Origin of the sequence: Streptomyces sp. NPDC057002 (genome assembly GCF_042673825.1) — a bacterium.
In the GTDB taxonomy this organism is placed as follows: Bacteria; Actinomycetota; Actinomycetes; order Streptomycetales; family Streptomycetaceae; genus Streptomyces.
In genome coordinates, this window is the sequence record NZ_JBHURZ010000001.1 from 470,958 (window position 1) to 494,327 (window position 23,370).

The following is a 23,370-nucleotide window of genomic DNA, read 5'->3' on the forward strand; positions in this document are numbered from 1 at the left end:
CGTCTGCGGTACGGCACCGGGCGGCCTTCTCCCTTCGGGGACGGGGCCGCCCGGGGTCCCTCCCGTCCCGCGAAAGGCCCCTATGAGCACGCGTGGTGACGACGACCCGGCGGCCGGACACGCCCGCACGCTGCTGCGTACGGCCACCCGGTACAGCGGGGCCCGCTGTGTGGCCCTGTGCCTGGTGAGCATCGCCGCGACCGGTGCCGGACTGCTGCTGCCGGCCGCACTCGGCCGGGCCCTCGATCTTCTGCTGGCGCAGGCTCCGGCGACCCGCTGGGTGCTCTACTGCGCCGGCCTCGTGCTGCTGCTCGCCCTGCTCGACGCGGCGCAGACCGTCCTCACCGGCACCGTCGACGCCCGAACCATCGCGTGGCTGCGCCGCACACTGACCGGGCACGTCCTGGGCGTCGGCCCCCGGGCGGCCGACCGCTTCGGCTCCGGTGACCTCGTCGCGCGTCTGGTCGGCAACGCGGCCGAGGCCGGGACCACGCCCGCGGCCCGGGCGGCGCTCCTGGCGGCGCTCGCCGGCCCGATCGGCGGCGTGGTCGCGCTCAGCCTGATCGACTGGTGGCTCGCGGCCGTCTTCCTCGCCGGAGCCCCCGTCCTCACTCTTCTGCTGCGCGCCGTCTCCCGTGACACCTCGACGAGCGCGGCCCGGTATCAGCAGGCCCAGGGCCGGATCGCGGCCGCGCTGGCGGAGGCCGTCGAGGGCGTCCGCACCGTCCGGGCGGCGGGTACGGAGGACAAGGAGACCGCCCGTGTGCTGCGGCCGCTGCCCGATCTGTCCCGGGCCGGACACCGCATGTGGCGGGTGCAGGGGCGGGCCGCCGCGCAGGCGGTGGCCGTGGCGCCGCTGCTGCATCTCGGAGTCGTCGCCGTGGCCGGTGTGCTGCTCACCCGGGACCGGCTGTCGGTGGGGGACGTCCTCGCGGCCTCGCGGTACGCGGTGCTGGCGACGGGCGTCGGCGTCCTGGTCGGCCGGCTCGCGGGCCTGGCCCGGGCCCGTGCGGCGGCCCGGCGTCTCGGGGAGGTCCGGGCCGAGCCCGCGACCGGGTTCGGCGCGCGCCGGCTGCCCGACGGGCCCGGCCGGCTGGAGCTGCGCGGCGTGACGGCCCGGCGGGGCGGACGCACCGTGCTCGACGGAGTGGACCTCGTCGTGCCGGGCGGCACGACACTGGCCGTGGTCGGCCCCTCCGGTGCGGGCAAATCGCTGCTGGCGGCGCTCGCCGGACGGCTTGCCGACCCGGACGAGGGCGAGGTGCTCCTCGACGGGGTGCCGCTGCGCGACCTGCCCCAGGCCGACCTGCGCCGCGCCGTCGGCTACGCCTTCGCCCGACCGGCTCTCCTGGGCGGCACGGTCGGGCAGGCGATCGGCCTCGGCCTGCCGGACCCCTCCCCCGCCCGCGTCCGTGAGGCGGCCCGCACGGCCCTCGCCGACGACTTCGTCCGCCGCCTTCCCGACGGATACGACACGCCCGTCGCCGACGCCCCGCGCTCCGGCGGCGAGTCCCAACGCCTCGGGCTCGCCAGGGCGTTCGCCCACGGCGGCCGACTGCTGATCCTGGACGACGCCCTCTCCAGCCTGGACACGGTGACGGAACGCCACATCACCGACGCCCTGCTCGGCGACGGCCCGGCCGGCACCCGGCTGCTGGTCGCCCACCGCAGCGCGACGGCGGCGTGCGCCGACACGGTGGCCTGGCTGGACGGAGGGCGGGTGCGGGCGGTGGGGCGGCACGAGGAGCTGTGGCGGCTCGCGGAGTACCGGGCGGCGTTCGGGGAGGGTGCGGAAGCGGCGAGTACGGGTGCGAGTGCGGAGGGGGGTGTGCCGGCATGACGGGCCGGATCCGTGCACGCCGCCGACGGGGGCAGGAGCCCCCCGGGCAGGACGGAAGGCCCGCCGATGCCGGCCTCCCCGCCCGGGGCCTGCGCTTCCTGCTGGCCCGCCGCCGGGTGCTGCTCCGTCTGGTCGCCTGGTCCGTGCTCGAGACCGGGCAGACCTTCCTCATCGGCTACGGTCCCGCCCGCGCCCTGGACGAGGGGTTCCTGCGCGGGCGGGCGGATGTCGGGCTGATCTGGCTGGCGGTGACCGGCGTCGGTGTGCTCGTCGGCGCGTACGGGACCGCGCGGGTGTACGCCGCCGTCGCCGCGCTGGTCGAGCCCCTCCGGGACCGGCTCGTGGAGCGGGTCGTCTCCCGCGGGGTGCGGACAGGTGACACGGGTTCGCTGTCGGGGCTCACGCAGCAGGTGGAGATCGCCCGGGACACCTTCGCCGGACTGGTGATGGTCTCCCGCTCCTTCGTGTTCACCGCCGCCGGAGCCCTGGCCGGCCTCTTCGCCCTCGCCCCGCCGCTGCTGCTCGTCGTCGGGCCGCCCCTCGCCGCCGGAGTGGCACTGTTCGCGGTGACACTGCGGCCGCTGGCCCGGCGGCAGGAGACCTTCCTCGTCGCCGACGAGGCGCTGGCCGGTGAGCTGGGCGCCGTCTGCCCGGGCCTGCGGGACATCACCGCGACCGGCGCGGAGGCGCAGATCGCCGCCGGCACCGGCGAACGGGTCGAGGCGGAACTGCGCGCGGCGCGTGCCCTGGCGCACTGGGGCGTGCTGCGCGTGGCGTCCCTGGCGGTCGGTGGCCAGTTGCCGATCGTGCTGCTGCTCGCCGCCGCCCCGTGGCTCCTGGCCCACGGCGTCACCACGGGCGCCCTCGTCGGCGCCCTCTCCTACGTCACCCAGTCCCTGCTGCCCGCCCTGCGCAACCTGGTCCACGGCCTGGGCACCAGCGGCTCCCGGCTGACGGTGGTGCTGCGCAGGCTGGCCCGGGCGGACACCGGCACTCCCACGGCGAAGCCTGGCCCCGCACGCCCCGCGCCGGAACCCGGCGAGGGCTCGCCCCCGGCCTTCTCCCTCACCTCCGCCACCTTCGCCTACGGCCCCGCCAGCACCCCGGTGGTCCAGGACCTCGACCTCACCCTCCCGGCCGGCTCCCACCTGGCCGTCGTCGGCCCGAGCGGCACCGGCAAGTCGACACTCACGGCACTCGTCGCCGGACTCCTCACGCCGGACCGGGGGACGATCACGGTGGGCGGACACACCGTGCCCGGGCCGGAGGCGGCCGCCGCCCGGGTGCTCATCCCGCAGGAGGCGTACGTCTTCGACGCCACCCTGGCCGAGAACCTCGCGTATCTTCGGCCGGACCCGGTGCCCGAGGAGGAACTGCTGGCCGCGGCTGAGGCGGTCGGCCTCGCCCCGCTGGCCGACCGGCTCGGCGGTCTCGGCGCACGGGTCGACCCGGCGGCCCTGTCGGCCGGCGAACGGCAGCTGGTGGCTCTGACCAGGGCCTATCTGTCGTATGCCCCGCTCGCCCTGCTCGACGAGGCGACCTGTCACCTGGATCCGGAGACGGAGGAGCGCGCGGAGCGGGCCTTCGCCGCGCGGCCGGGCGGAACCCTGGTGGTCGTCGCCCACCGCATCAGCTCGGCCCGCCGCGCCGGGCGTGTGCTGGTCATGGACGGCAGGAGCACGGCGTTCGGCGGCCACGAGGAACTGCTGCGGACCTCGGCGCTCTACCGGGACCTCGTCGGCTCCTGGGCGCCCGGCCCGGCCCGGCGGCGGTCAGAGCCAGCCCTGCCCCTGGGAGATGCGGATCGCGTCGATGCGGTTGCGGGCCCCGGTCTTGCGGGTGATGGCCGCCATGTAGTTGCGCACGGTCCCATGGGACAGGTGCAGGCTCCCGGCGATCTCCGCGATGGAGGCTCCCTCGGCGGCGAGGGTTAACACGCTCAGCTCTCTGCGGGTCAGCGGCATCTCGGCCGCCCTGAGGAAACCGAAGCCCAGCGAGTCGCTGACGAAACGTTCCCCCTCAGCAACGCGGCGGATTCCGCGCAGCAGGTTCTGCGGCGAGCTCTCCTTGTCGACGTAGCCGAGCGCCCCCGCCTCGACCGCCCGTTTCAGCAGTCCGGGTCTGTTGGCGGTGGCGAGCACGAGTAATCGCGGGCGCGACCGGTCCGGGCCCGGGCGGCACAGCTCGCCCAGCGGAGGGATGCCGTAGGAGTCCGCGCACTCCAGGTCCGCCGCACAGACGTCCGGGCGCACGGAGCGCACCAGGCCCGGGGCGCCGCGCCACGGCGTGTCGTGCACCGCGAGATCGGACTCCCCCGTCAGCCATTCCGCCAGTACCGATCTGACCAGACACTCGTCATGCACCAACAGCACCCGGATCACTGCCACCCCCTCGGCTCGTTGTACGCCCCCCTCGTCGTGTTGAGCGTCTGCCCCATTGTTCGTGATGGTGACCCTGCGTGGGCGCGAAGATCCAGCCATCAAGGTGCGCGGGGGCGCACGCGCGGCGCCCGTACGCCCGGCCGCGCTTCGACTTCGGCGGCATGAGAAACGGCCGTCGGGGTACGCGGGCGCCCTTGATGGAGCCGGAAGACTGTAACCGACGGTAACTGTGGATGGTCCCGGTGCCGCTCGTCGTGCGCGACGGGCCGCCAGGGTGGAGATTTGTTCCTGAGCCCGGTCGCGCGGCCGTGCGAGGAGGTGGTCGGCGTGTCCGAGGGGCAGTCGTCCGCACAGGCGCCGGCAGCCGCCAGGACGCCGGTCGGCCGTCCGCTGCTGTCCCTGGCGCTGGCCTCGATGATGGACGAGGTGCACGCCCACTCCGGCGCGGTGTACCTCATGGCTCCGGACCAGCCGGTGCTGGAGATGGCGGTGATGGCCGGGCTGCCCCGGGCGTTCGCGGCGCCCTGGGAGCGGGTGGGGCTGAGCTCGCCGATCCCGGTCGCCGACGCGGCGCGCGAGCGGCGGCTGGTATGGGTCGGCGGCGAGGAGGCGATGGCCCGCCACTATCCGCGGATCGCCGTGGTGCTGCCCTACCCGTTCGCACTGGCCGCGGTACCGGTGGCCACCGAGTCCACCGTCTACGGCGCGGTCTTCGTGACCTGGCCGGGCGGGCATCCGCCGGAGCTTTCCGACCATGAGCGCGAGCATCTGACGGCGGCCTGCGGTCGGCTCGCTGTCCGGCTGGAGCGGGCGGCCGAGCACAGCATCCCGCCGCACCCCGAGACCGACATGCTGGCCTCGCCCCTGGTGGGCGGGATCGCCGGCACGCTCGGCACGGTCGAGGCGGCCCGGATGGTGAGCCGGCTGCCGTACGGGCTGGTCTCGCTGGATCTGCACGGGCGGGTCGGCTTCGTCAACGCGGCGGCGGCCGAGCTGCTGAACGTCCCGGTCAGCCGGCTGCTCGGCACCCAGCTGTGGGCGTCGGTGCCGTGGCTCAACGACCCGGTGTACGAGGACCGTTACCGGGCCGCGCTGATGAGCCAGCACACCACCTCGTTCGTGGCGCTGCGCCCGCCCGGCGAGTGGCTGTCGTTCCGGCTGTATCCGAGCACCACGGGCCTCAGTGTCCGGATCACCAGGTCGAAGGCCGTCTCGGAGATGAACCGGGCCGCACCGCCACCCGACGGCAAGCCGTCCCGGCTGGTCACCATGTCGCAGGTGCTGGACCTGGCCAGCGCGCTCACCGAGGCGGTGGGGGTGCAGGACGTGGTGCAGCTGGTCGCGGACGAGATCGCCCCCGCCGTGGGCAGCCAGGCCCTGGTCGTGCTGGGCTCGCGGGCGAACCGGCTGCGCGTGCTCGGACATCGCGGGTACCGGGACGCGCACGTGGTGGAGCGGTTCGACGGGATGCCGCTCACCGAGCCGATGCCCGGCACGAAGGTGCTGCGCACGGGTGTGCCCGCGTTCTTCGAGTCGCGGGAACAGTTGGAGCGCCTCTACCCGGCACGGCTCGCCACCCCCGACGGGTTCGCGGCCTGGGCCTATCTGCCGCTGATCGCCCAGGGGCGGCCGGTGGGAACGTGCGTGCTCTCCTTCACCGAGCCGCACCACTTCCCGACGGAGGAGCGGGCGGTGCTCACCAGCCTGGCCGGGCTGATCGCCCAGGCGCTGGAGCGGGCCCTGCTCTACGACGCCAAGCACCGGCTCGCGCACGGCCTCCAGGAGGCGCTGCTGCCGCACTCGCTGCCGTCGCTGCCCGGGATCGAGGCGGCCGGCCGCTATGTGCCGGCCACTCAGGGCATGGACATCGGCGGTGACTTCTACGACCTGGTGCGCACGCAGGGGAAGGCGGCGGCGGTGATCGGGGACGTGCAGGGGCACAACGTCACGGCGGCCGGGCTGATGGGGCAGGTCCGCACCGCGGTGCGCGCGTACACGACCGTGGGCCAGGCGCCCGAGGAGGTCATGCGCAGCACCAACCGGCTGCTGCTCGACCTGGGGGCCGAACTGTTCGCCAGCTGCCTGTATCTGCGGCTCGACCCGGCGCACGGCCGGGCCGTGATGTCCCGGGCGGGTCATCCGCCACCGCTGCTGAGACGGCCGGACGGGCGGGTGCGGGTCCTGGACCTGGCCGGGGGCCCGCTGCTGGGCATCGACGCCTCGGCGGTGTACCCGACGACGGAGGTCGCCCTCGCCCCCGGCTCGCTGCTCGTCCTCTACACCGACGGGCTGGTCGAGTCCCCCGGGACGGACTTCGAGGAGGCCCTCGCGGACCTGGGCCGGCGGCTGGCCGACGCCGGGGACCAGCCGCTGGACGAGCTGGCCGACCGTCTCGTTCACCAGGAGCGGCACCACCGGGACGGGGAGGAACGGCTCGACGACATCGCGCTGTTGCTGCTCAGGGCCGTCGGATAGGGCAGGCCTGGCACGGTACGCGGACGGGCCGGTCCCCCCGGGGGAGGGCCGGCCCGTCGCACCGTCGGACGGTGCCCGAAACGCCGGTGGGCCGGCCCGGTCCCGCCAGGAAGGGGGCGGTACCGGGCCGGCATCGTCGGACCGGCTCCGACGGTCTCAGATCAGCGGGACTCGGTCAGACCCGAGTTGTCCTGGACGCCCTGCCCGGCGTCCTGACCGGCACCGGCATCAGCACCGGCTCCCGCTTCCTCGCCTCCGGCCTGCTCGCCGGCACCAGCACCGGCCTCTTCACCGGCACCGGCCTCTTCACCGGCGCCCGCACCAGCGCCGGCCTCCTCGCCCGCACCGGCCTCTTCGCCCGCACCGGCTTCCTCACCGGCACCCGCACCGGCGCCGGCCTCCTCGCCCGCACCGGCTTCCTCGCCCGCACCGGCCTCTTCACCGGCACCGGCGCCCGCGCCGCCGGCGCCGCCCGCGCCGAGGGTCGCGCCGACCGCCTCCAGGGCGGTGGTCACCGGCTGGAAGAACGTCTCGCCGCCGGCCGTGCAGTCACCGCTGCCGCCCGAGGTCAGGCCGATCGCGAGACCGTCCTGGGTGAACAGCGAGCCGCCGCTGTCGCCGGGCTCGGCGCAGACATCGGTCTGGATGAGGCCGGTGACCGTGCCCTCCGGGTAGTTCACCGTGGCGTCGAGTCCGAGGACCTGGCCGTCGTTGAGCCCGGTGGTGCTGCCCATCCGGAAGACCTCCTGGCCGACGGTCGCCTCCGCGGCCTCGGTGATCGGGACGGTCTGGTCGCCGGTGTTGACCTCGCTGGGCGCCTCGGTCGCCGGGTCGTCGTACTTCACGAGCGCGAAGTCGCCGTCGCCCGGGAAGGTGGACTGGTCGACCGTGGCGATCGGCTGGCCGCCCTCCGCGTCCGACCACTCGTTGCCGCCGAGGGTGCAGTGGCCGGCGGTCAGGAAGGCGGGCGAGCCGTCGCCCGCGGTGACGTTGAAGCCGAGGGAGCAGCGCGAGCCGCCCGCGAAGATGGCGTCGCCGCCCGAGACGAACGGCTTGAAGGTGCCGGCGGACTTCGAGAGGGTCGCCATGCCGGTACCGAGGCTCTTGACCGTCGATTCCAGTCTGTCCCACTTGGCACCGGTCACGGTGCTGTCGGCGGTGACACGCAGCTTGTTCGTGCGCGGGTCGATCGACCACGAGGTGCCCGCGATGGTCGCGTCGGACTTCAGGGTCGACGCGCCGCTCTGCAGCTCCGACCAGCTGTTGTCGACCTCGCGGACCTTCGCGCCTGCCGCCTTCGCCTGCACGATCACGTTGTTGTTGTCGCCCGGTACGACGTTGACGACGAGCTGCTGGCTGTCGCCGTCGTAGTAGGAGCCGCCGAACGCCTCACCGAGGAGCCCGGAGAGCTGCGAGGCGAGATCCGAGGCGTCGCCCGCCTTCAGTGTCTTCGGCGCGGCGGCCGCGCCGTCGGACGAACCGTCCTGTGACGCGTTGGCGTTGGGGAGCAGGATCGCGGCCGCGCCGAGCGCCGCCACGCCGCCCACCGCTATCGCGGCCTTGCGCTTCGGAATTCGCTTGTGACTCAAACTTCTCTCCTCCTGGGGGGACGGAGCCTGTGCCGCCGTTCGGCAGCTTTGGGGGGCGCCTGGATGGCTGTTGGTACGCACGTGCCACGTGGGGCGTTCAATCGCGTTTGCAAGTGATCCCTTCGCATCGCGGAATCAGCCAACTCCCGCTGCCCGTACGCCCACCCACCCGGCCCACGACTTCCCTGGTCACGGCGAGGAGACCGGGCGGAGGAGTCCTGTCGGCCCAGGACAGTGCCTGGCTTGATGACGGTCTTTCGGCTACGGCCCCCGTCCCGGCCCGCCGAACCGACACGATCCGTATCCGACCGGAAACGATCTGTTGCGAACACCGAGTCGAATCCCGACTTCAGCGAATCTGCACACCGAATGCTCAACCCAGTCACCAAGCGGAGGGTTATCCACAAGCGGGAGGTGCCTGTCACGCCTTTGGGGCGGGAGTGCCGGATTCGCCGCCTCCGGATGCAAGGCGTCGGATGAGCCGATGCTGTGGCGCATGTGAAGAACTCGCCACCGAGACGTGCACACTCCTGCACCAATAGGTACCGCTGGGGCGCAAGTTCCCTGGTGAGACGGCTGGTTGATTGGAAGCGCGGACCCGCAGCGTGCTTTGATCCATCGCATCGCGGGAGCCGCGGAGGGCACTCCGGAAACGGGTGCCCGGCGCTCGCGGTCGCGGCCGTCATCTGTCCCCAGAGGGGGCCGCTCCCCCCTTGTGAGATATCCATATGAAGGGAAGTTCCATCATGAACTCCACCCCCCAGGTTGAGACCGTCGAGATCGCTGACGCCCAGCTCGACGCCATCTCCGGCGGCCTGTCCGTGAACGCCGTCAACACCGTCACCGACACGGTTGACAGCATCGCCCCGGTCTCCGGCGTCGTCGACACCGCCGTCGGCACCGTCGAGGGTGTCACCGGCCTGAACACGGCCCCGGTCACCGGCCTGGTCTCCGGTCTCTGATCGAGCCTTGTGCCGTTGACTCCCGGAACCGCAGCCGGCGGTTCCGGGATCTTCGGGTGCCGTGACCCTTTCCGTCACGGCCGTTAGAACCTCTTCTACGGGTGAGGGAAGTTCCTTGCAGTTCCGCCAACAGGCCCTCGCCAAGCTCCAGTCACCGGAGGAACTCGACCTCCCGGTGCGTTTCGCCCGCCCGCAGGGCTGGCTCGTGCTCTCGGTGACCGTGGTCGCCATGGCGGCCGCCTCGGTGTGGGCGGTGACCGGCTCGGTGGCCTCCACCGTCAGCGCACCCGCCATCCTCACGCACGGGCAGGGCAGTTACCTCCTCCAGAGCCCCGTCGCGGGCCAGGTCACCGCGGTACTCGCCAAGCAGGGCGAGCAGGTGACCGCGAACTCCCCCGTGCTCAAGGTCCGCACGGCCAAGGGCGAGGCCGTCGTGCGCGCGCTCGACGCGGGCCGGGTCTCCGGGCTCGCCGCGACCGTCGGGCAGATCATCCAGACCGGCGCGAACGTGGCCGCCGTCGAGAAGGTCGCCCATACCGGGGACGCGTTGTACGCGACCGTCTACGTCCCCGCCGAGAACGCCGCCTCGATCCCCGACGACGCCGCGGTGGACCTGACCGTGCAGTCGGTGCCGACCCAGGAGTACGGCGTGCTGCGCGGCCATGTGAAGTCGGTGGACCGCGCGGCCCAGTCTCCGCAGCAGATCTCCGCGTTCCTCGGGGACAGCCAGCTGGGCGAGCAGTTCACCAAGAAGGGCAGGCCCGTGGCCGTGACGGTCCGGCTGGACAAGTCGTCCGGCACCAAGAGCGGATACAAGTGGTCGTCCGCGGACGGGCCCCCGTACAAGCTGTCCTCGATGACGATGGCCTCGGGATCGATCCGGCTCACCGACCAGCGTCCCGTCGACTGGCTGCTGCCATGAGCGCCACCGCACAGGAGCCGCGGAGCAGGCGCCGCGCGGCCCCGCCGAAGCGCAAGGTGCCCAAGGCCTCCGCGAAGACCGTCCGTACGCCCACCGTGCTCCAGATGGAGGCCGTCGAGTGCGGCGCCGCCTCCCTGGCGATGGTGCTCGGCCACTACGGCAAGCACGTCCCGCTGGAAGAGCTGCGCATCGCCTGCGGCGTCTCCCGAGACGGCTCGCGCGCCAGCAACCTCCTCAAGGCGGCCCGCTCTTACGGCCTGACGGCCAAGGGCATGCAGATGGACCTGGCCGCGCTCGCTGAGGTGAAGTCGCCGGCCGTCCTGTTCTGGGAGTTCAACCACTACGTCGTCTACGACGGCATGGGCCGCCGCTTCGGACGCCGCGGCGTCTACATCAACGACCCCGGCAAGGGCCGCCGTTTCGTCCCGATGGAGGACTTCGACGGCAGCTTCACCGGTGTCGTGCTGGTCATGGAGCCCGGCGAGGACTTCAGCCGGGGCGGCCGCAAGCCCGGCGTCCTGGGCGCGATGCCCGCCCGGCTGCGCGGCACCGCGGGCACGATGCCCGCCGCTGTGCTCTCCAGCCTGCTGCTGGTGGCGGTCGGCGCGGCGGTGCCCGCGCTCAGCCGCACCTACATCGACGAGTTCCTGATCGGCAACCAGACCTCGCTGCTCGGCGTTCTGTTCGCGTCGATGGGCGCGTGCGTGCTGCTCACCGTCGTGCTGACCTGGCTCCAGCAGGCCAATCTGCTGCACGGCCGCATCATCTCCTCCACCCTCTCCAGCGCCCGCTTCCTGCGGCATCTGCTGCGGCTGCCGGTGACGTTCTTCTCCCAGCGCAGCCCGGCCGACCTCGTCCAGCGGCTGCAGTCCAACGACGCGGTCGCCGAGACCCTGTCCCGCGACCTGGCGGCGGCGGGCGTGGACGCGATCGTGGTGGTCCTGTACGCGGTGCTGCTGTACAGCTACGACCCGCAGCTGACGTTCGTCGGCATCGGCGTGGCGCTGCTGAACATCGTGGCCATGCGGGTGGTCGTACGGCTGCGCGCGACCCGTACGGCGAAGCTGCGCGCCGACACGGCCCGGCTCACCAACACCGCCTACACCGGTCTTCAGCTGATCGAGACGATGAAGGCGACCGGCGGCGAGGACGGCTACTTCCGCAAGTGGGCCGGGCAGCACGCCACCACGCTGGAGGAGCAGCAGCGGCTCGGTGTGCCGAGCGCCTGGCTGGGTGTGGTGGCGCCGACCCTGGCCACCCTCAACAGCGGGCTCATCCTCTGGATCGGCGGCATGCGGGCGGTCGAGGGCCATATCTCGGTCGGCCTGCTGGTCGCCTTCCAGGCCCTGGTCGCCCGCTTCACCGCCCCGCTGACCCGGCTCAACGGCGTCGCGGGCCGCATCCAGGACTTCGCGGCCGACGTGGCCCGGCTGAAGGACGTGGAGAACTTCAAGGCCGACCCGCTCTACGGCCGGCCCGACTCCGGCGAGTCGACGCGCCGTCTCCAGGGCCATGTCGAGCTGGAGAACATCACCTTCGGCTACAGCCCGCTCGACAAACCCCTGCTCACCGGCTTCGACCTGACGGTCGGCCCGGGCCGGCAGGTCGCGCTGGTCGGCGGTTCCGGCAGCGGCAAGTCCACGGTGTCGAGGCTGATCTCCGGGCTGTACGCGCCGTGGGAGGGCGTGATCCGCATCGACGGGCAGCGCATCGACGACATTCCGCGCGGGGCGCTGGCCGCCTCCGTCTCCTTCGTCGACCAGGACGTGTTCCTCTTCGAGGGCACCGTCCGCGACAACGTGGCGCTGTGGGACCCGTCGATCCCGGACGACGCGGTGGAGGACGCGCTGCGGGACGCCGCCCTGTACGACGTGATCACGCGCCGCCCCGGCGGCATCCACAGCAGGGTCGAGCAGGACGGCCGCAATTTCTCCGGCGGGCAGCGCCAGCGGCTGGAGATCGCGCGGGCGCTGGTGCGCCGGCCGAGCATTCTGGTGCTGGACGAGGTGACGAGCGCGCTGGACGCGGAGACCGAACTGGTCGTGATGGACAACCTGCGCAGGCGCGGCTGTGCCTGTGTGGTGATCGCGCACCGGCTCAGCACCGTGCGCGACAGCGACGAGATCGTCGTCCTCGAGCACGGCACGGTCGTGGAGCGGGGACGGCACGAGGAGCTGGTGGCGCGCGGCGGCGCGTACGCCACGCTGGTCAGGGAGCGGTGAGATGACGGCCGTTCAGGGACATGAGGGCGACCTCGTCCTCAACGCGTTCGGGCAGATGGGCTCGCGCATCGACTGCGCCGGGTTCAACCGTCTCGATCTGGAGGGCCCGCAGGTGCTGTGGCTGGTCGCGGCCGGTGCCGTGGACCTGTTCGCGGTGGACGCCGGCCAGCAGGGCCACTGGCACCACCTCGGCCGGCTGGAGGCCGGCTCGCTGGTGCTCGGCCCGGTGCCGGGGCCCCAGCACACGCTGGTCGCCCGCCCGCTGCGGGACTGCGTGGTGCACCGCATCGGCCTGCGCGAGCTGTACCAGCCCGCCGACACCGCGACCTGGTCCTACGACGAGTACGGCAATCCCCAGTACGTGCCTCCGACGACGAGTCCGCTGGAGTACGCGCTCGCCCTGGGCGTCGGCCGCAGCCTGTCCATCCTCTTCCAGGCGCCGATGGCGACCGAGCGGGCCGCGGCCCCCACGGACGACGACGTGTTCTGGATGCAGGTGCCGCCGGGCAGCGTGCAGTACGGCTCGCTGTACGGCGCGGAGGCCGCGGCCGACCTGCTGATGGACCCGGCGCTGTGGCAGAGCATGGTCGACCAGCAATACCGGCTGCTGACCACGCTGGACCGCTGGATCGAGGAGCTGGAGAGCACCCACGAGACGCGGACGGCCGAGGGCATCAAGGCCGGTGAGGCGGTCCGCGCCCAGGCGGACCAGACCCTGCTCGCCTCCATCGGCAAGCGGTCGTCGAAGCGGACCACCTCGGCCGACGCCGACGCCTCGTACGCGGCCTGCAAGCTGGTCGGCCAGGCGGCCGGGATCCGCCTCACCGAGCCCACCCAGAAGGGCACCGGGGGCGACCGCCTCGACCCGGTCGAGCAGGTCGCCCTGGCCTCCCGCGTCCGCACCCGGGCCGTGCGCCTGGACGGCCGCTGGTGGCGGGACAATGTGGGGCCGCTGGTCGGCCACCGGGCCCTGTCCGGTGCGCCGGTGGCGCTGCTGTGGCGGCGCGGCGGATATGTCGCCGTCCATCCGTCCACCGGCCGTGAGACGCCGATCGAGAAGGCCAACGCCGACGAGTTCGAGCCACGTGCGGTGATGTTCTACCGCCCGCTGCCCGAGCGGAGTCTCAGCCCGCTCGGGCTGCTGCGGTTCTGTATGCAGGGCATGCGCGGCGACCTGACCGGTCTGCTGCTCAGCGGCCTGGTCACGGTGGCGATCGGCGCGATGGTGCCCATCGCGACCGGCAAGGTGCTCGGCGAGTTCGTGCCGAAGGCCCAGACGAACCTGATCGTGCAGGTGTGCCTGGCGGTGATGCTCAGCAGCGTGGTGGCGGCGGCCTTCATGCTGTTGCAGAACCTCACCATCCTGCGGATCGAGGGCCGGATCGAGGCCACGCTCCAGCCGGCCGTGTGGGACCGGCTGCTCAGACTGCCGACGCGGTTCTTCACGGAGCGCTCCACCGGCGAACTGGCCAGCGCGGCGATGGGCATCAGCTCGATCCGCCGGCTGCTGGCGGGAGTCGGGCCGACGGTCGCCCAGTCGGTGACCATCGGGGCCATGAATCTGGGGCTGCTGCTGTGGTTCAGCGTGCCGATGGCGATGGCCGCGATCGGCATGCTCGTCGTCATCGCGGCCGTGTTCCTGGGGCTGGGACTGTGGCAGGTGCGCTGGCAGCGGCGGCTGGTCGTGCTCTCCAACAAGCTGAACAACCAGGCGTTCCAGACCCTGCGCGGCCTGCCCAAGCTCCGGGTGGCCGCCGCCGAGAACTACGCGTACGCAGCGTGGGCGTCGGAGTTCGCGCGCAGCCGTGAGCTCCAGCAGAAGGTCGGCCGCATCAAGAACCTCTCGACGGTGCTGGGCGCGGTGTATCTGCCGCTGTGCACGCTGCTGATGTTCATGCTGCTGGCCGGCCCGGCCCGGGGCTCGATGTCGGCGGCCGCGTTCCTCACCTTCAACACCTCGGTGACGATGGTGCTGACCGCGGTCACACAGCTGACCGGCTCGTTCGTCTCCGCGGTGGCCGCGCTGCCGTTGTTCGAGGAGATCCGGCCGGTGCTGGACGCGACGCCGGAGGTGCGGACGGCGAGCACGCGGCCGGGTCCGCTGTCCGGCGCGATCGAGGCACGGCGGGTGTCCTTCCGGTACTCGGACGACGGTCCGCTGATCCTGGACGAGGTGTCGTTCGAGGTGAAGCCGGGCGAGTTCGTCGCGGTCGTCGGCCCCAGCGGCTGCGGCAAGTCGACGCTGCTGCGTCTGCTGATCGGCTTCGACCGGCCGCTGTCGGGCAGCGTGCTGTACGACGGTCAGGACCTGGGGGCCCTCGACCAGTCGGCGGTGCGCCGGCAGTGCGGTGTGGTGCTCCAGCACGCGCAGCCGTTCACCGGCTCGATCCTGGACGTCATCTGCGGCACCGAGCCGTACACGCCGGAGGAGGCGATGGCGGCGGCGGAGATGGCGGGCCTCGCCGAGGACATCAAGCGGATGCCGATGGGCCTGCACACCATCGTCTCGGGCAGCGGTGCCGTCTCCGGCGGTCAGCGCCAACGGCTGATGATCGCGCAGGCACTGATCCGCCGGCCGCGCATCCTCTTCTTCGACGAGGCGACCAGCGCTCTCGACAACGAGACCCAGCGCACCGTCATCGAGAGCACCAAGGCGCTCAACGCGAGCCGGATCGTCATCGCGCACCGGCTGTCCACCGTGATGGACGCCGACCGGGTCGTGGTGATGGAGGACGGCAAGGTCATCCAGCAGGGCCCGCCCGACCGGCTGCTCGCCGACACCGGCGGCCGGCTGCACGAGCTGGTGCGGCGGCAGATGGCGTGAGGGATCACTCCGGTCCGGGGACCGGGGCGCCGGAGGGGACACCGGCCGCGCGATAGGCGGCGTAGAGCTCCTGCCAGGGCGCGTCGGTCCCGGCGTGCGGACCGGCGGCCTGCTCGCCGCGCGCCCTGGCGTCCAGCGCGGTCAGGCACACCTCCCAGCCGGCGCCGTTGCGGGCGGCGGAGTCCTCGGCCTGGAGGACGTTGGTGAGCGTGAAGAGGGTGCGCTTGTCCCCGGCCTCCTCCAGGTCGAAGCGCAGTTCGTCCCCGCCCCACTCGAACGACAGGTGCCGGGGCGGGTCGACGGCGATGACCCGGCCCGTGGAGTCCGCCATGTGCGGGTCGCCGCTGAACGTGACCGCGCCGCCGGGGCGCAGCTCGATCTCGGCGCGGGAGGGGAACCAGCGCTCCAGTTCGTCGGGGTCGGTCACGAACTGCCAGACACGGTCGACGGGATGGTCGTAGGTGCGGCTGAAGCGGACGGCGGGGCGGCCGTCGTCCAGGGTCAGATAGGTGCCGGTGAGTTCGGCTGCCATGGCGGATCAGTCCTTCGGTGCGGGTGGTTCCGTGGTGTCCGGCGTCTCGTCGAGGCGGCGGCCCAGCGCGTCGAGGCTCTCGTTCCAGAGCTTGCGGTAGGGAGCGAGCCAGGCGTCGAGTGCGGCGATCGGGCCGGGATCCAGGGCGTAGACGCGTCGCTGCGCGTCCTGTCGTACCCGGACCAGGCCCGCCTCCCGCAGCACTTTCAGGTGCTTGGAGGTGCTCGGCTGGCTCAGTCCGCACGCCTCGACGATCTCACCGACGGCCCGGGGCCGCTCCAGGAGCAGGGCGACGATGGCCCGCCGGTGGGGATCGGCGAGGGCGGTCCAGAGGGCGGCGTCGGACATGCCTTCAATATGCCTCGGCCGTTATATTCCTGTCAAGGAATATGCCCACGCATGCTTGTGTCCGATGGCGTGACTTCGCCGTACTCCACGCACACTTCCGTTGCTCCGGCCCGTATTTGGGTACCCACGTCCAATGCGAATCAGCGTGATGGATGTGGGATCGAACACGGTCAGACTCGTCGTCTCGGACGCGGAGGACGGCGTACCGCTGCCGGTGCACACCGCGAAGTGGCGACTCAGGCTGTCCGAACAGGTCACACCGGGGGGACCCATCCCTGAGCATGCCGTCGGGCAACTCGTCGACGCTGTCGCCGAGGCGAGCAGGACCGCCACGCGGTGGGGGGCGGCCGGCCCGCTCGCCTTCGCGACCGCCGTGGTGCGCAACGCGCCGAACCGGCACGAGGTGCTGCACACCGTCCGGGCCCGTACCGGCGTGGACCTGTGCACCCTGCCGGGCGAGGTCGAGGCCGAGCTGACGTTTCTCGGGGCCCGGCGCTGGATGGGCTGGCGTTCGGGGCCGCTCGCGCTGCTCGACATCGGCGGCGGCTCACTGGAAGTCGCCTTCGGCCGCGGCCGGTTGCCCGACTTCGTGGCGTCCCTGCCGCTGGGCGCGGGGCGGCTCACCCACGAGTTCTTCGAGGACGAGGACCCGCCGTCGCCGGAGCGGGTGCGGGCGCTTCGCCGCAGGGTCCGCCATCAGCTGCGGGACGTGGCGGCGCGGATCCGCTGGGAGGGCCCGCGTACCGCGGTGGCCACCTCCCGCACCTTCCAGCAGCTGGGCCGCCTCTGCGGCGCCCCACCCGGACGCCACGGCCCGTTCGTGGACCGGGAACTGCACCGCGTGGGGCTGCGGGAGGCGATCACGACACTGACCGCCCTGCCCGCCGCCGAACGCGCGCGCCTGCCCGGTATCTCCGCGCCGCGGGCCACGCAGAGCCTGGCGGGCGCGGTGGTCGCGCACACCGCGATGAAGCTGGCCGGCATCAGGTCCGTCACGGTCTGCCCCTGGGCGATTCGCGAGGGCGTGCTGCTGCGCCACATCGAGGACGGCCCCTCCTGGTGGGCGGAGGTGACCCGCCGCAACGAGGAGACCACCCCTCCTGACCCGGTGCCGCTGCGCATCGCGGCCGCCGCTGCCAACTGATCACGGCGGACGGAACCGACGTATCGAACAGGGAAGGGAGACCCCCATGCCCCACGACGAGAACCGGGACGCCTCCGGCAAGCAGCCCGAGACGGCCCTCGATGAAGTCCTGCGCGAGATCGAGGACGCCGAGAACCGCGCCGAGGACTCCCCCGGGCAGCGACGTCACCGGGGTGAGGCCGGGGACGCCATCACGCCGAACGAGCGTGCGCAGGAGGAGTCCGAGGGAGAATGACGCGGGCGGGTGACGCGGGCGGGTGACCGGCCCTCGCCCGGGTACCCGGCGCGCATGGAGCACGACCGCGACGAACCGCCCCTGCCCACCCCGCGCGGCCCGCTGAGCAGGGGCGTCGAGGCGTACCTGCGGGGCGCGGGCGCGCTGCCCCGTCCTGAGGAAACCGCCCGGGCCCAGGTGTACGGCGACGATCTCCAGCTCGCCCTGTACCTGTGTTACGAGCTGCACTACCGCGGCTTCGCGGGCGTGGCCCCGGAGCTGGAGTGGGACCCCGATCTGCTGCGCGTCCGAGCGGCCATGGAGCACCGCTTCCTGTCCGCGCTGCGCACCGACGCCAAGGTCCACGACAGCCTGGACGAGGCGCTGCGGGGTTTGCTGGTGGAGCCCGTCCACGGCACGGGTGTCACGCCCTTCCTGCGGGACGAGGGCGAGCTGTGGCAGGTGCGCGAGTACGCGGCCCAGCGCTCCCTGTACCACCTCAAGGAGGCCGACCCGCACGCCTGGGTGCTGCCGCGGCTGTGGGGCCGGGCGAAGGCGGCGATGGCGGCGGTGGAGTTCGACGAATGGGGCGGAGGGCGCGCCGACCGCGTCCACGCGCGGCTGTTCGCCGACCTGATGACGGATCTGGGCCTGGACACCGCCTACGGCCGCTACCTCGACGCGGCGACGGCCGAGGCCCTGGTGACGGTGAACCTCATGTCCCTCTTCGGCCTGCACCGGGCCCTCAGGGGCGCCCTGGTCGGCCACTTCGCTGCGGTCGAGATCACCTCGTCACCAGGGTCGCGGCGACTCGCCGAGGCGATGCGCCGCACGGGCGCCGGGCCGGCGGCCGAGCACTTCTACGACGAGCACGTCGAGGCCGACGCGGTCCACGAGCAGGTGGTGCGCCACGACGTCATCGGCGGTCTGCTGGAGCGGGAGCCGCATCTCGCCCCCGATGTCGCCTTCGGGATCGACGCCACCGAGTTCGTCGAGGACCGCCTGGGCGCCCGCATGCTCAGCGACTGGCGTGCGTCACGTTCGTCACTGTATGCACCGCTTGCTCAGGAGACAGCCCATATCTCCTGACGGCCGGGGTACCCGAGCGGCGTGAATCCACTGGTACCCCCGGGCGTCTACGCCCCGCAGGAGGACACCGATCTACTGGCCGGTGCCCTGTCCGACGAGCCGGTGCCCCCGGGCGCCGAGGTCCTCGATGTGGGCACCGGGACGGGCGCTCTGGCCTTGGCCGCCGCGCGCCGCGGTCTCCGCGTGACCGCCGTGGACGTGTCCCGGGGCGCCGTGTGGGCGGCGCGGCTGAACGCCCGGCTGGCGGGACTCCCCCTCCGTATCCGGCACGGCAACCTCTTCGATCCCGTGCGCGGGGAGTCGTTCGATCTGATCCTGGCCAATCCGCCGTACGTGCCGGCGCCGGGGGGCGGCAGGGAGCCGCGCGGCTCGGCCCGCGCATGGGACGCGGGCGGAGACGGGCGGCTGGTCGTCGACCGGATCTGCCGGGAGGCGCCCGCCCTGCTGCGTCCGGGCGGGGTGCTCCTGCTCGTGCAGTCGGCGCTGAGCGACCCGGACCTGACCGTCGGGCAACTGCGCGCGTCCGGCCTGAAGGCCGCGGTGATCCGCCGGCACCGCATCGCGTTCGGGCCGGTGCTGCGCGGCCGGGAACGCTGGCTGCGACAGCGGGGGCTGCTGTCCACCGCCGAGAACGAGGAAGAGCTGGTGGTCGTCCGTGCCGAACTCCCCGTCTGACCGGTCCGCGCCGCCGCGGCGCATCACCGTCCAGCGCAAGGGCCCGCTCCTGGTGGAGGGCCCGGTGGAGGTGGAGCTGGAGGACGGCTCCGTCGTCCGCTCCGACCGCTTCCGCGTGGCCCTGTGCACCTGTCGCCGCAGCCGCCGCTACCCGTGGTGCGACACGAGCCACCGCGACCGGGCGTGACCCGGGGGCCGACGGGCGGCCCCACTCCGCCCGCCGGCCCCCTGTACGAGATCGCAGTTCCCCGCGCCGGCAACCCGGCTCCCCAGCAACGGGCCGCCTACTTCACGGGAACGGCGCGATCCCGGTCTCAGAACGCGAAGAGGCCCGAACCGTGGGCGTTCTTCACGCAGTCATTGGAGAAGGTGCGCTCATACGAGACGCGCTTGCCCTGCCAGACACCGTCGACGGTGATGACCACGGGGTCGTACTGCTTGGTGCACATCACTCCGTCCCTGGCGGTCAGGGCGTCGATGTTCCCGCCGACGCCCAGTAGTTCCGTACAGGCCGAGCCGGCGGCCGGGTGCGTGCCGCCGGGCCTCGGGGCACAGGTCAGGGTGACCGCGCGTTCCGGGGTCACGGCGATCGCGCTCTCACCGTGGCCCACCGTGAGAACGAGGGCCGAGGGGGCGTAGAGCGCGGTGGGGGCCTGACCCGGACTGGCGAGCGCGGACCCGGTGAGGGGTCCGCAGACGGCGGTGGCCGTCAGGCCGAGGGTCATGGCCCAGCGCGCGGTGTTCCGCATTGTGTGCATCCTTCCGCTCGATTACAGGGTGTGCCGATCCATGCTCGTTCGGTGCCGGATCGGCGAGCGCGAGTCTGCCGAGTCCACCGCCGAAACACACATCGACCCCACCGGTTTCAGTAACATTGCGTGTTGAATCAGTGGCGTGAAGTTACGGAATCCACACGGGTGAAGCCCGTAACCGCACGGGCCCCGGGGGGCACGATGCGGCCAGATGGCCGATTTCCCGCTGTTCGTTAATAGGCCTGAAACATTCCGATTCCGCTCTCGGCCGACCACTTCGCAACCCCTTGTGTTCATGCTCGGGTCGAGTAATCGTCATTACATGATTACGAAAGAGCAGATCGAGAAACTGCGCGGCTGGTTCGCCGGCCGCCTCCCCGACGACCTCTTCGAGGAACTGACCGAGCTCACGGTCGACCGCGAGGAGATCACCGTGATCGGCCGCATCCCCGAACCCCGGCTGGCTCAGGACGCTCCGGACGCCGAACGGGAGGCGGCCCTGGAAAGCCGGGTGCAGGAGTTCCGGGAGCGCACCCGCGAGGACCGGATGGCCGTGGCCCGGGAGGCCGAGCACCGCTTCGGCCGGAAGGTGTCCTGGGGCGTGGAGTGCGGTGGGCGGCGCGCGCTCTTCACACACGTGGCCGCGCCGGTGATGACGCGGCTGCGCCAGCCGGAGCGCCAGGTCCTCGACACCCTGATCGCCGGCGGCGTCGCCCGCAGCCGCAGCGACGCGCTGGCCTGGTGCGTGCGTCTGGTCCAGCGTCATACGGACGACTGGCTCGCGGAGTTGCGCGATTCCCTGGAACACGTGCAGCGGGTGCGGGCACAGGGGCCGGACGCCGAGACGGACCACACACCGCCCGCGGACGACGAGGAGTGACCGAGGAGTGGAGGAATCGTCCAACAGCAACGCCGGGAATGGATGAACCGTCCTCTGGCGTCGGTCGCCCTTGATCGTTTACGGTCGGCAGACCCCATGAGGACGGCATCCGCGCGCCGCCGCACACCCCGGCGCCGGCGGGCGGCCGTCCGCCAAGCAGTCGCGTCACACCGCGCTCCGCCGACCCGTCCCCCGCTGGAGCTCTCTTGTCCTCGGCCGACCACCCCTCCCCCGCCGCGTCTCCCCCGTCCCTGACGGAGGTCGAGACCCACGGCGTCGACCGGATCCCCGACGCCGAGCGCTCCGCGACCCCGCTGGACCTGTTCCGGCTCTCCTTCGGCGGTGCCAACACCTTCTCCACCTGCGTCCTCGGCGCCTTCCCGATCCTGTTCGGCCTCTCCTTCTGGCAGGGCCTCGCGGCCACCCTCCTCGGGGTCGTCGCGGGGGCGCTGATCCTTTGTCCGATGGCGGTGTTCGGCCCGGTCAACGGCACCAACAACGCCGTCTCCTCGTCCGCGCACCTCGGGGTGCACGGCCGGGTGGTCGGCTCGTTCCTGTCGCTGCTGACGGCCGTCGCGTTCTTCTCCATCTCGGTGTGGAGCTCCGGCGACGCCCTGGTCGGCGGCGCCCACCGGCTCTTCGGACTCTCCCGGGACGACCTGTCCTACGCCGTCGCCTACGCGCTGTTCGCGGTGCTGGTCCTCGCCGTCTGCGTCTACGGCTTCCGGTTCATGCTGTTCGTCAACAAGATCGCGGTGACCTCGGCGAGCGCCCTGTTCCTGCTCGGCGCGGTGGCGTTCGCGGGGGACTTCGACCCGTCGTACACGGGCGTCTTCACCGACTCGGCGGACGCGGCGACTGCGGACCTGTTCTGGCCGTCGTTCATCGGGGCGGCGCTGATCGTGCTGTCGAACCCGGTGTCGTTCGGGGCGTTCCTCGGCGACTGGTCGCGCTACATCCCGGCGAGCACCTCGCGCCGGAAGGTGATCGGGGCCGCGTTCCTTTCACAGCTCGCGACGCTGCTGCCGTTCCTGTTCGGACTGACGACCGCCAGCATCATCGCGGCCGAGGCGCCGGAGTACGTCGACCCGGCGGCCCCCGACTTCGTGGGCGGGCTGCTCGCGATCTCCCCGGGCTGGTTCTTCCTGCCGGTGTGCCTGCTGGCGCTGATCGGCGGCATGGCGACGGGCACGACGGCGCTCTACGGCACCGGGCTCGACTTCTCGTCCGTGTTCCCGAGGCTGTCCCGGGTCCAGGCGACGCTGCTGGTCGGCGCGTTGTCGATCGCGTTCATCTTCGCCGGCCGGTTCGGGCTCGACCTCGTGCGCTCCATCTCGACCTTCGCCACGATGATCATCACCTGCACCACACCGTGGATGGTCGTGATGATGCTGGGCTACTGGACACGGCGCGGCTGGTACGACCCGGAGGCGCTCCAGGTCTTCAACCGCCGTCAGCGAGGCGGCCGTTACTGGTTCGCGCACGGCTGGAACTGGCGGGGCATGACCGCCTGGTGGGTGTCGGCGGTGCTCGGCGTGCTGTTCACCAACATCCCCGGGCAGTTCGTCGGCCCGCTCGGCGACCTGGCCGGCGGTGTCGACATCAGCCTGCCGCTGTCGCTGGTCGTGGCGGCGGTGCTGTTCCTGGCCCTGCTGTGGCTGTTCCCCGAACCCCGGGCGGTGTACGGCCCCGAGGGCGCCCGGCTGGCCCGGACCGTCGAGGTGCCCGTTCCGCCGATCACGGGGCCCGGCGCCGAGGGGGCGTTGTCAGACCCCTCGGCTAAGTTGCCCTCATGACCGACTTCGTACTGGTGGCGGGGACATGGCTCGGGGCGTGGGCGTGGGACGAGGTGGCGGGAGAGTTGCGCGCGGCGGGGCACCAGGTGCGTGCCGTGACGCTGTCGGGCCTCGCCGAGAGGCAGGGGCTGCCCGCGGGACAGCAGACGCACGTCCAGGACATCGTCGACGAGGTCGAGCGGCTCGATCTGCGGGACGTGGTGCTGGTGGGGCACAGCTACGCGGGCGTCCCGGTCGGGCAGGCCGCCGAGCGGATCGGTGAGCGGCTGCGGCGTGTGGTGTTCGTCGACGCGAACGTACCGGTGGACGGGGAGTCGTTCCTGTCGGGCTGGCCGAGCGAGGACGTACGGCAGTCGATCGCCGACCACGACGGGTACTGGCCGCCGCTCGGCGCGCCGGAGTACGCGGGACAGGGGCTGACGGACGAACAGATCGCCCGGATCGTGAACGCCACCCCGCACCCCGGTGCCACCCTCACCGGACCGGCCGAGCTCACCCGCCCCCTCGGCGAGCTCCCGGCGACCTATATCAAGTGCCTGCTCGACGGCGACGAGCCGATGCCCGTGGTGGCCGAACTGCTCAAGAGCGACCGCTGGGAGCTGATCGAGATGGACACCGGCCACTGGCCGATGTTCTCCAGCCCGCGCGAACTGGCACGCGTCCTGCACGAGTCGGCGGCCCGGCCCTGATCACTCCCGTCCTGCCTACCGGTCGGTATGGTCGGC

Annotated in this window: 19 protein-coding genes and 1 pseudogene; 15 read left to right on the forward strand and 5 right to left on the reverse strand. The window is 72.4% G+C overall.

Translation table 11 applies throughout. The annotated features are described in order from the left end of the window. The first annotated feature begins 82 nt into the window (after positions 1-82). Together ACFT32_RS02145 and ACFT32_RS02150 are read left to right on the forward strand one after the other, a co-directional pair. Positions 83-1,840: an ABC transporter ATP-binding protein gene (locus tag ACFT32_RS02145; protein WP_382484760.1), complete on the forward strand. Its 1,758-nt coding sequence runs from the start codon at positions 83-85 to the stop codon at positions 1,838-1,840. Beyond that, positions 1,837-3,774 carry an ATP-binding cassette domain-containing protein gene (locus ACFT32_RS02150; protein ID WP_382484762.1) on the forward strand — a complete coding sequence of 646 codons (1,938 nt, stop codon included), beginning with the start codon at positions 1,837-1,839 and terminating at the stop codon, positions 3,772-3,774. The genes ACFT32_RS02145 and ACFT32_RS02150 overlap by 4 nt, the downstream gene beginning before the upstream one ends. On the opposite strand, the pseudogene ACFT32_RS02155 reads toward ACFT32_RS02150, so the two are convergent. After that, positions 3,697-4,320, reverse strand: a pseudogene (locus ACFT32_RS02155) (LuxR C-terminal-related transcriptional regulator); the annotation flags it as partial. The gene ACFT32_RS02150 and the pseudogene ACFT32_RS02155 overlap by 78 nt on opposite strands. Before the next feature lie 219 nt (positions 4,321-4,539). Here ACFT32_RS02155 and ACFT32_RS02160 point away from each other — a divergent pair. Then, positions 4,540-6,696 carry a SpoIIE family protein phosphatase gene (locus ACFT32_RS02160; RefSeq protein WP_382487008.1) on the forward strand — a complete coding sequence of 719 codons (2,157 nt, stop codon included), beginning with the start codon at positions 4,540-4,542 and terminating at the stop codon, positions 6,694-6,696. A gap of 161 nt (positions 6,697-6,857) precedes the next feature. On the opposite strand, the gene ACFT32_RS02165 is transcribed toward ACFT32_RS02160, so the two are convergent. Next, positions 6,858-8,285 carry a S1 family peptidase gene (locus tag ACFT32_RS02165; RefSeq protein ID WP_382484764.1) on the reverse strand — a complete coding sequence of 476 codons (1,428 nt, stop codon included), beginning with the start codon at positions 8,283-8,285 and terminating at the stop codon, positions 6,858-6,860. 746 nt (positions 8,286-9,031) lie between these two features. Between ACFT32_RS02165 and ACFT32_RS02170 the strand changes: the two genes are divergently transcribed. The 4 genes from ACFT32_RS02170 (at position 9,032) to ACFT32_RS02185 (ending at position 15,215) form a co-directional block, all read left to right on the forward strand. Continuing rightward, positions 9,032-9,247 (forward strand): type A2 lantipeptide, encoded by a 216-nt coding sequence (locus ACFT32_RS02170; RefSeq protein ID WP_189721965.1) that lies wholly within the window; start codon positions 9,032-9,034, stop codon positions 9,245-9,247. Between the two features lie 115 nt (positions 9,248-9,362). After that, positions 9,363-10,169, forward strand: coding sequence for an HlyD family efflux transporter periplasmic adaptor subunit (locus tag ACFT32_RS02175; protein ID WP_382484766.1), 807 nt, complete (start codon positions 9,363-9,365; stop codon positions 10,167-10,169). Continuing rightward, the gene (locus ACFT32_RS02180) at positions 10,166-12,391 is read left to right on the forward strand and encodes an NHLP family bacteriocin export ABC transporter peptidase/permease/ATPase subunit (protein WP_382484768.1); all 2,226 of its coding nucleotides are present in this window, start codon (positions 10,166-10,168) and stop codon (positions 12,389-12,391) included. Before ACFT32_RS02175 ends, ACFT32_RS02180 begins: the two co-directional genes overlap by 4 nt. A gap of 1 nt (position 12,392) precedes the next feature. Continuing rightward, positions 12,393-15,215 carry an NHLP bacteriocin export ABC transporter permease/ATPase subunit gene (locus tag ACFT32_RS02185; protein WP_382484771.1) on the forward strand — a complete coding sequence of 941 codons (2,823 nt, stop codon included), beginning with the start codon at positions 12,393-12,395 and terminating at the stop codon, positions 15,213-15,215. Positions 15,216-15,219: 4 nt separating this feature from the next. Here the strand turns inward: ACFT32_RS02185 and ACFT32_RS02190 are convergent, their stop codons facing one another. Further along, positions 15,220-15,747: an SRPBCC family protein gene (locus tag ACFT32_RS02190; RefSeq protein ID WP_382484774.1), complete on the reverse strand. Its 528-nt coding sequence runs from the start codon at positions 15,745-15,747 to the stop codon at positions 15,220-15,222. Positions 15,748-15,753: 6 nt separating this feature from the next. Next, positions 15,754-16,095, reverse strand: coding sequence for a helix-turn-helix transcriptional regulator (locus ACFT32_RS02195; RefSeq protein ID WP_189721970.1), 342 nt, complete (start codon positions 16,093-16,095; stop codon positions 15,754-15,756). Between the two features lie 133 nt (positions 16,096-16,228). Here ACFT32_RS02195 and ACFT32_RS02200 point away from each other — a divergent pair, with 133 nt between their 5' ends. The 5 genes from ACFT32_RS02200 to ACFT32_RS02220 are packed head-to-tail and all read left to right on the forward strand — an operon-like array spanning position 16,229 to position 19,404. Then, positions 16,229-17,239 (forward strand): Ppx/GppA family phosphatase, encoded by a 1,011-nt coding sequence (locus ACFT32_RS02200; protein WP_382484777.1) that lies wholly within the window; start codon positions 16,229-16,231, stop codon positions 17,237-17,239. Positions 17,240-17,285: 46 nt separating this feature from the next. Then, complete coding sequence (locus ACFT32_RS02205) at positions 17,286-17,474, forward strand: hypothetical protein (protein ID WP_382484779.1); 189 nt, start codon at positions 17,286-17,288, stop codon at positions 17,472-17,474. 54 nt (positions 17,475-17,528) lie between these two features. Beyond that, positions 17,529-18,542, forward strand: a complete 1,014-nt coding sequence (locus tag ACFT32_RS02210) for an iron-containing redox enzyme family protein (protein ID WP_382484782.1) — start codon at positions 17,529-17,531, stop codon at positions 18,540-18,542. Positions 18,543-18,563: 21 nt separating this feature from the next. Continuing rightward, complete coding sequence (locus tag ACFT32_RS02215; protein ID WP_382484783.1) at positions 18,564-19,217, forward strand: HemK2/MTQ2 family protein methyltransferase; 654 nt, start codon at positions 18,564-18,566, stop codon at positions 19,215-19,217. After that, positions 19,198-19,404 carry a CDGSH iron-sulfur domain-containing protein gene (locus ACFT32_RS02220; protein WP_193481250.1) on the forward strand — a complete coding sequence of 69 codons (207 nt, stop codon included), beginning with the start codon at positions 19,198-19,200 and terminating at the stop codon, positions 19,402-19,404. Before ACFT32_RS02215 ends, ACFT32_RS02220 begins: the two co-directional genes overlap by 20 nt. A 127-nt stretch (positions 19,405-19,531) precedes the next feature. On the opposite strand, the gene ACFT32_RS02225 is transcribed toward ACFT32_RS02220, so the two are convergent. Then, positions 19,532-19,966: a protease inhibitor gene (locus ACFT32_RS02225; RefSeq protein WP_382484786.1), complete on the reverse strand. Its 435-nt coding sequence runs from the start codon at positions 19,964-19,966 to the stop codon at positions 19,532-19,534. A gap of 325 nt (positions 19,967-20,291) precedes the next feature. On the opposite strand from ACFT32_RS02225, the gene ACFT32_RS02230 reads away from it, so the two are divergent. The 3 genes from ACFT32_RS02230 (at position 20,292) to ACFT32_RS02240 (ending at position 23,334) form a co-directional block, all read left to right on the forward strand. Next, on the forward strand, positions 20,292-20,849 hold the full coding sequence (locus tag ACFT32_RS02230) for a hypothetical protein (protein ID WP_382484788.1): 558 nt from the start codon (positions 20,292-20,294) through the stop codon (positions 20,847-20,849). A 206-nt stretch (positions 20,850-21,055) separates the two neighbouring features. Then, complete coding sequence (locus ACFT32_RS02235; RefSeq protein ID WP_382484791.1) at positions 21,056-22,645, forward strand: purine-cytosine permease family protein; 1,590 nt, start codon at positions 21,056-21,058, stop codon at positions 22,643-22,645. Further along, complete coding sequence (locus ACFT32_RS02240) at positions 22,642-23,334, forward strand: alpha/beta fold hydrolase (protein WP_382484793.1); 693 nt, start codon at positions 22,642-22,644, stop codon at positions 23,332-23,334. Before ACFT32_RS02235 ends, ACFT32_RS02240 begins: the two co-directional genes overlap by 4 nt. Positions 23,335-23,370 lie beyond the last annotated feature (36 nt).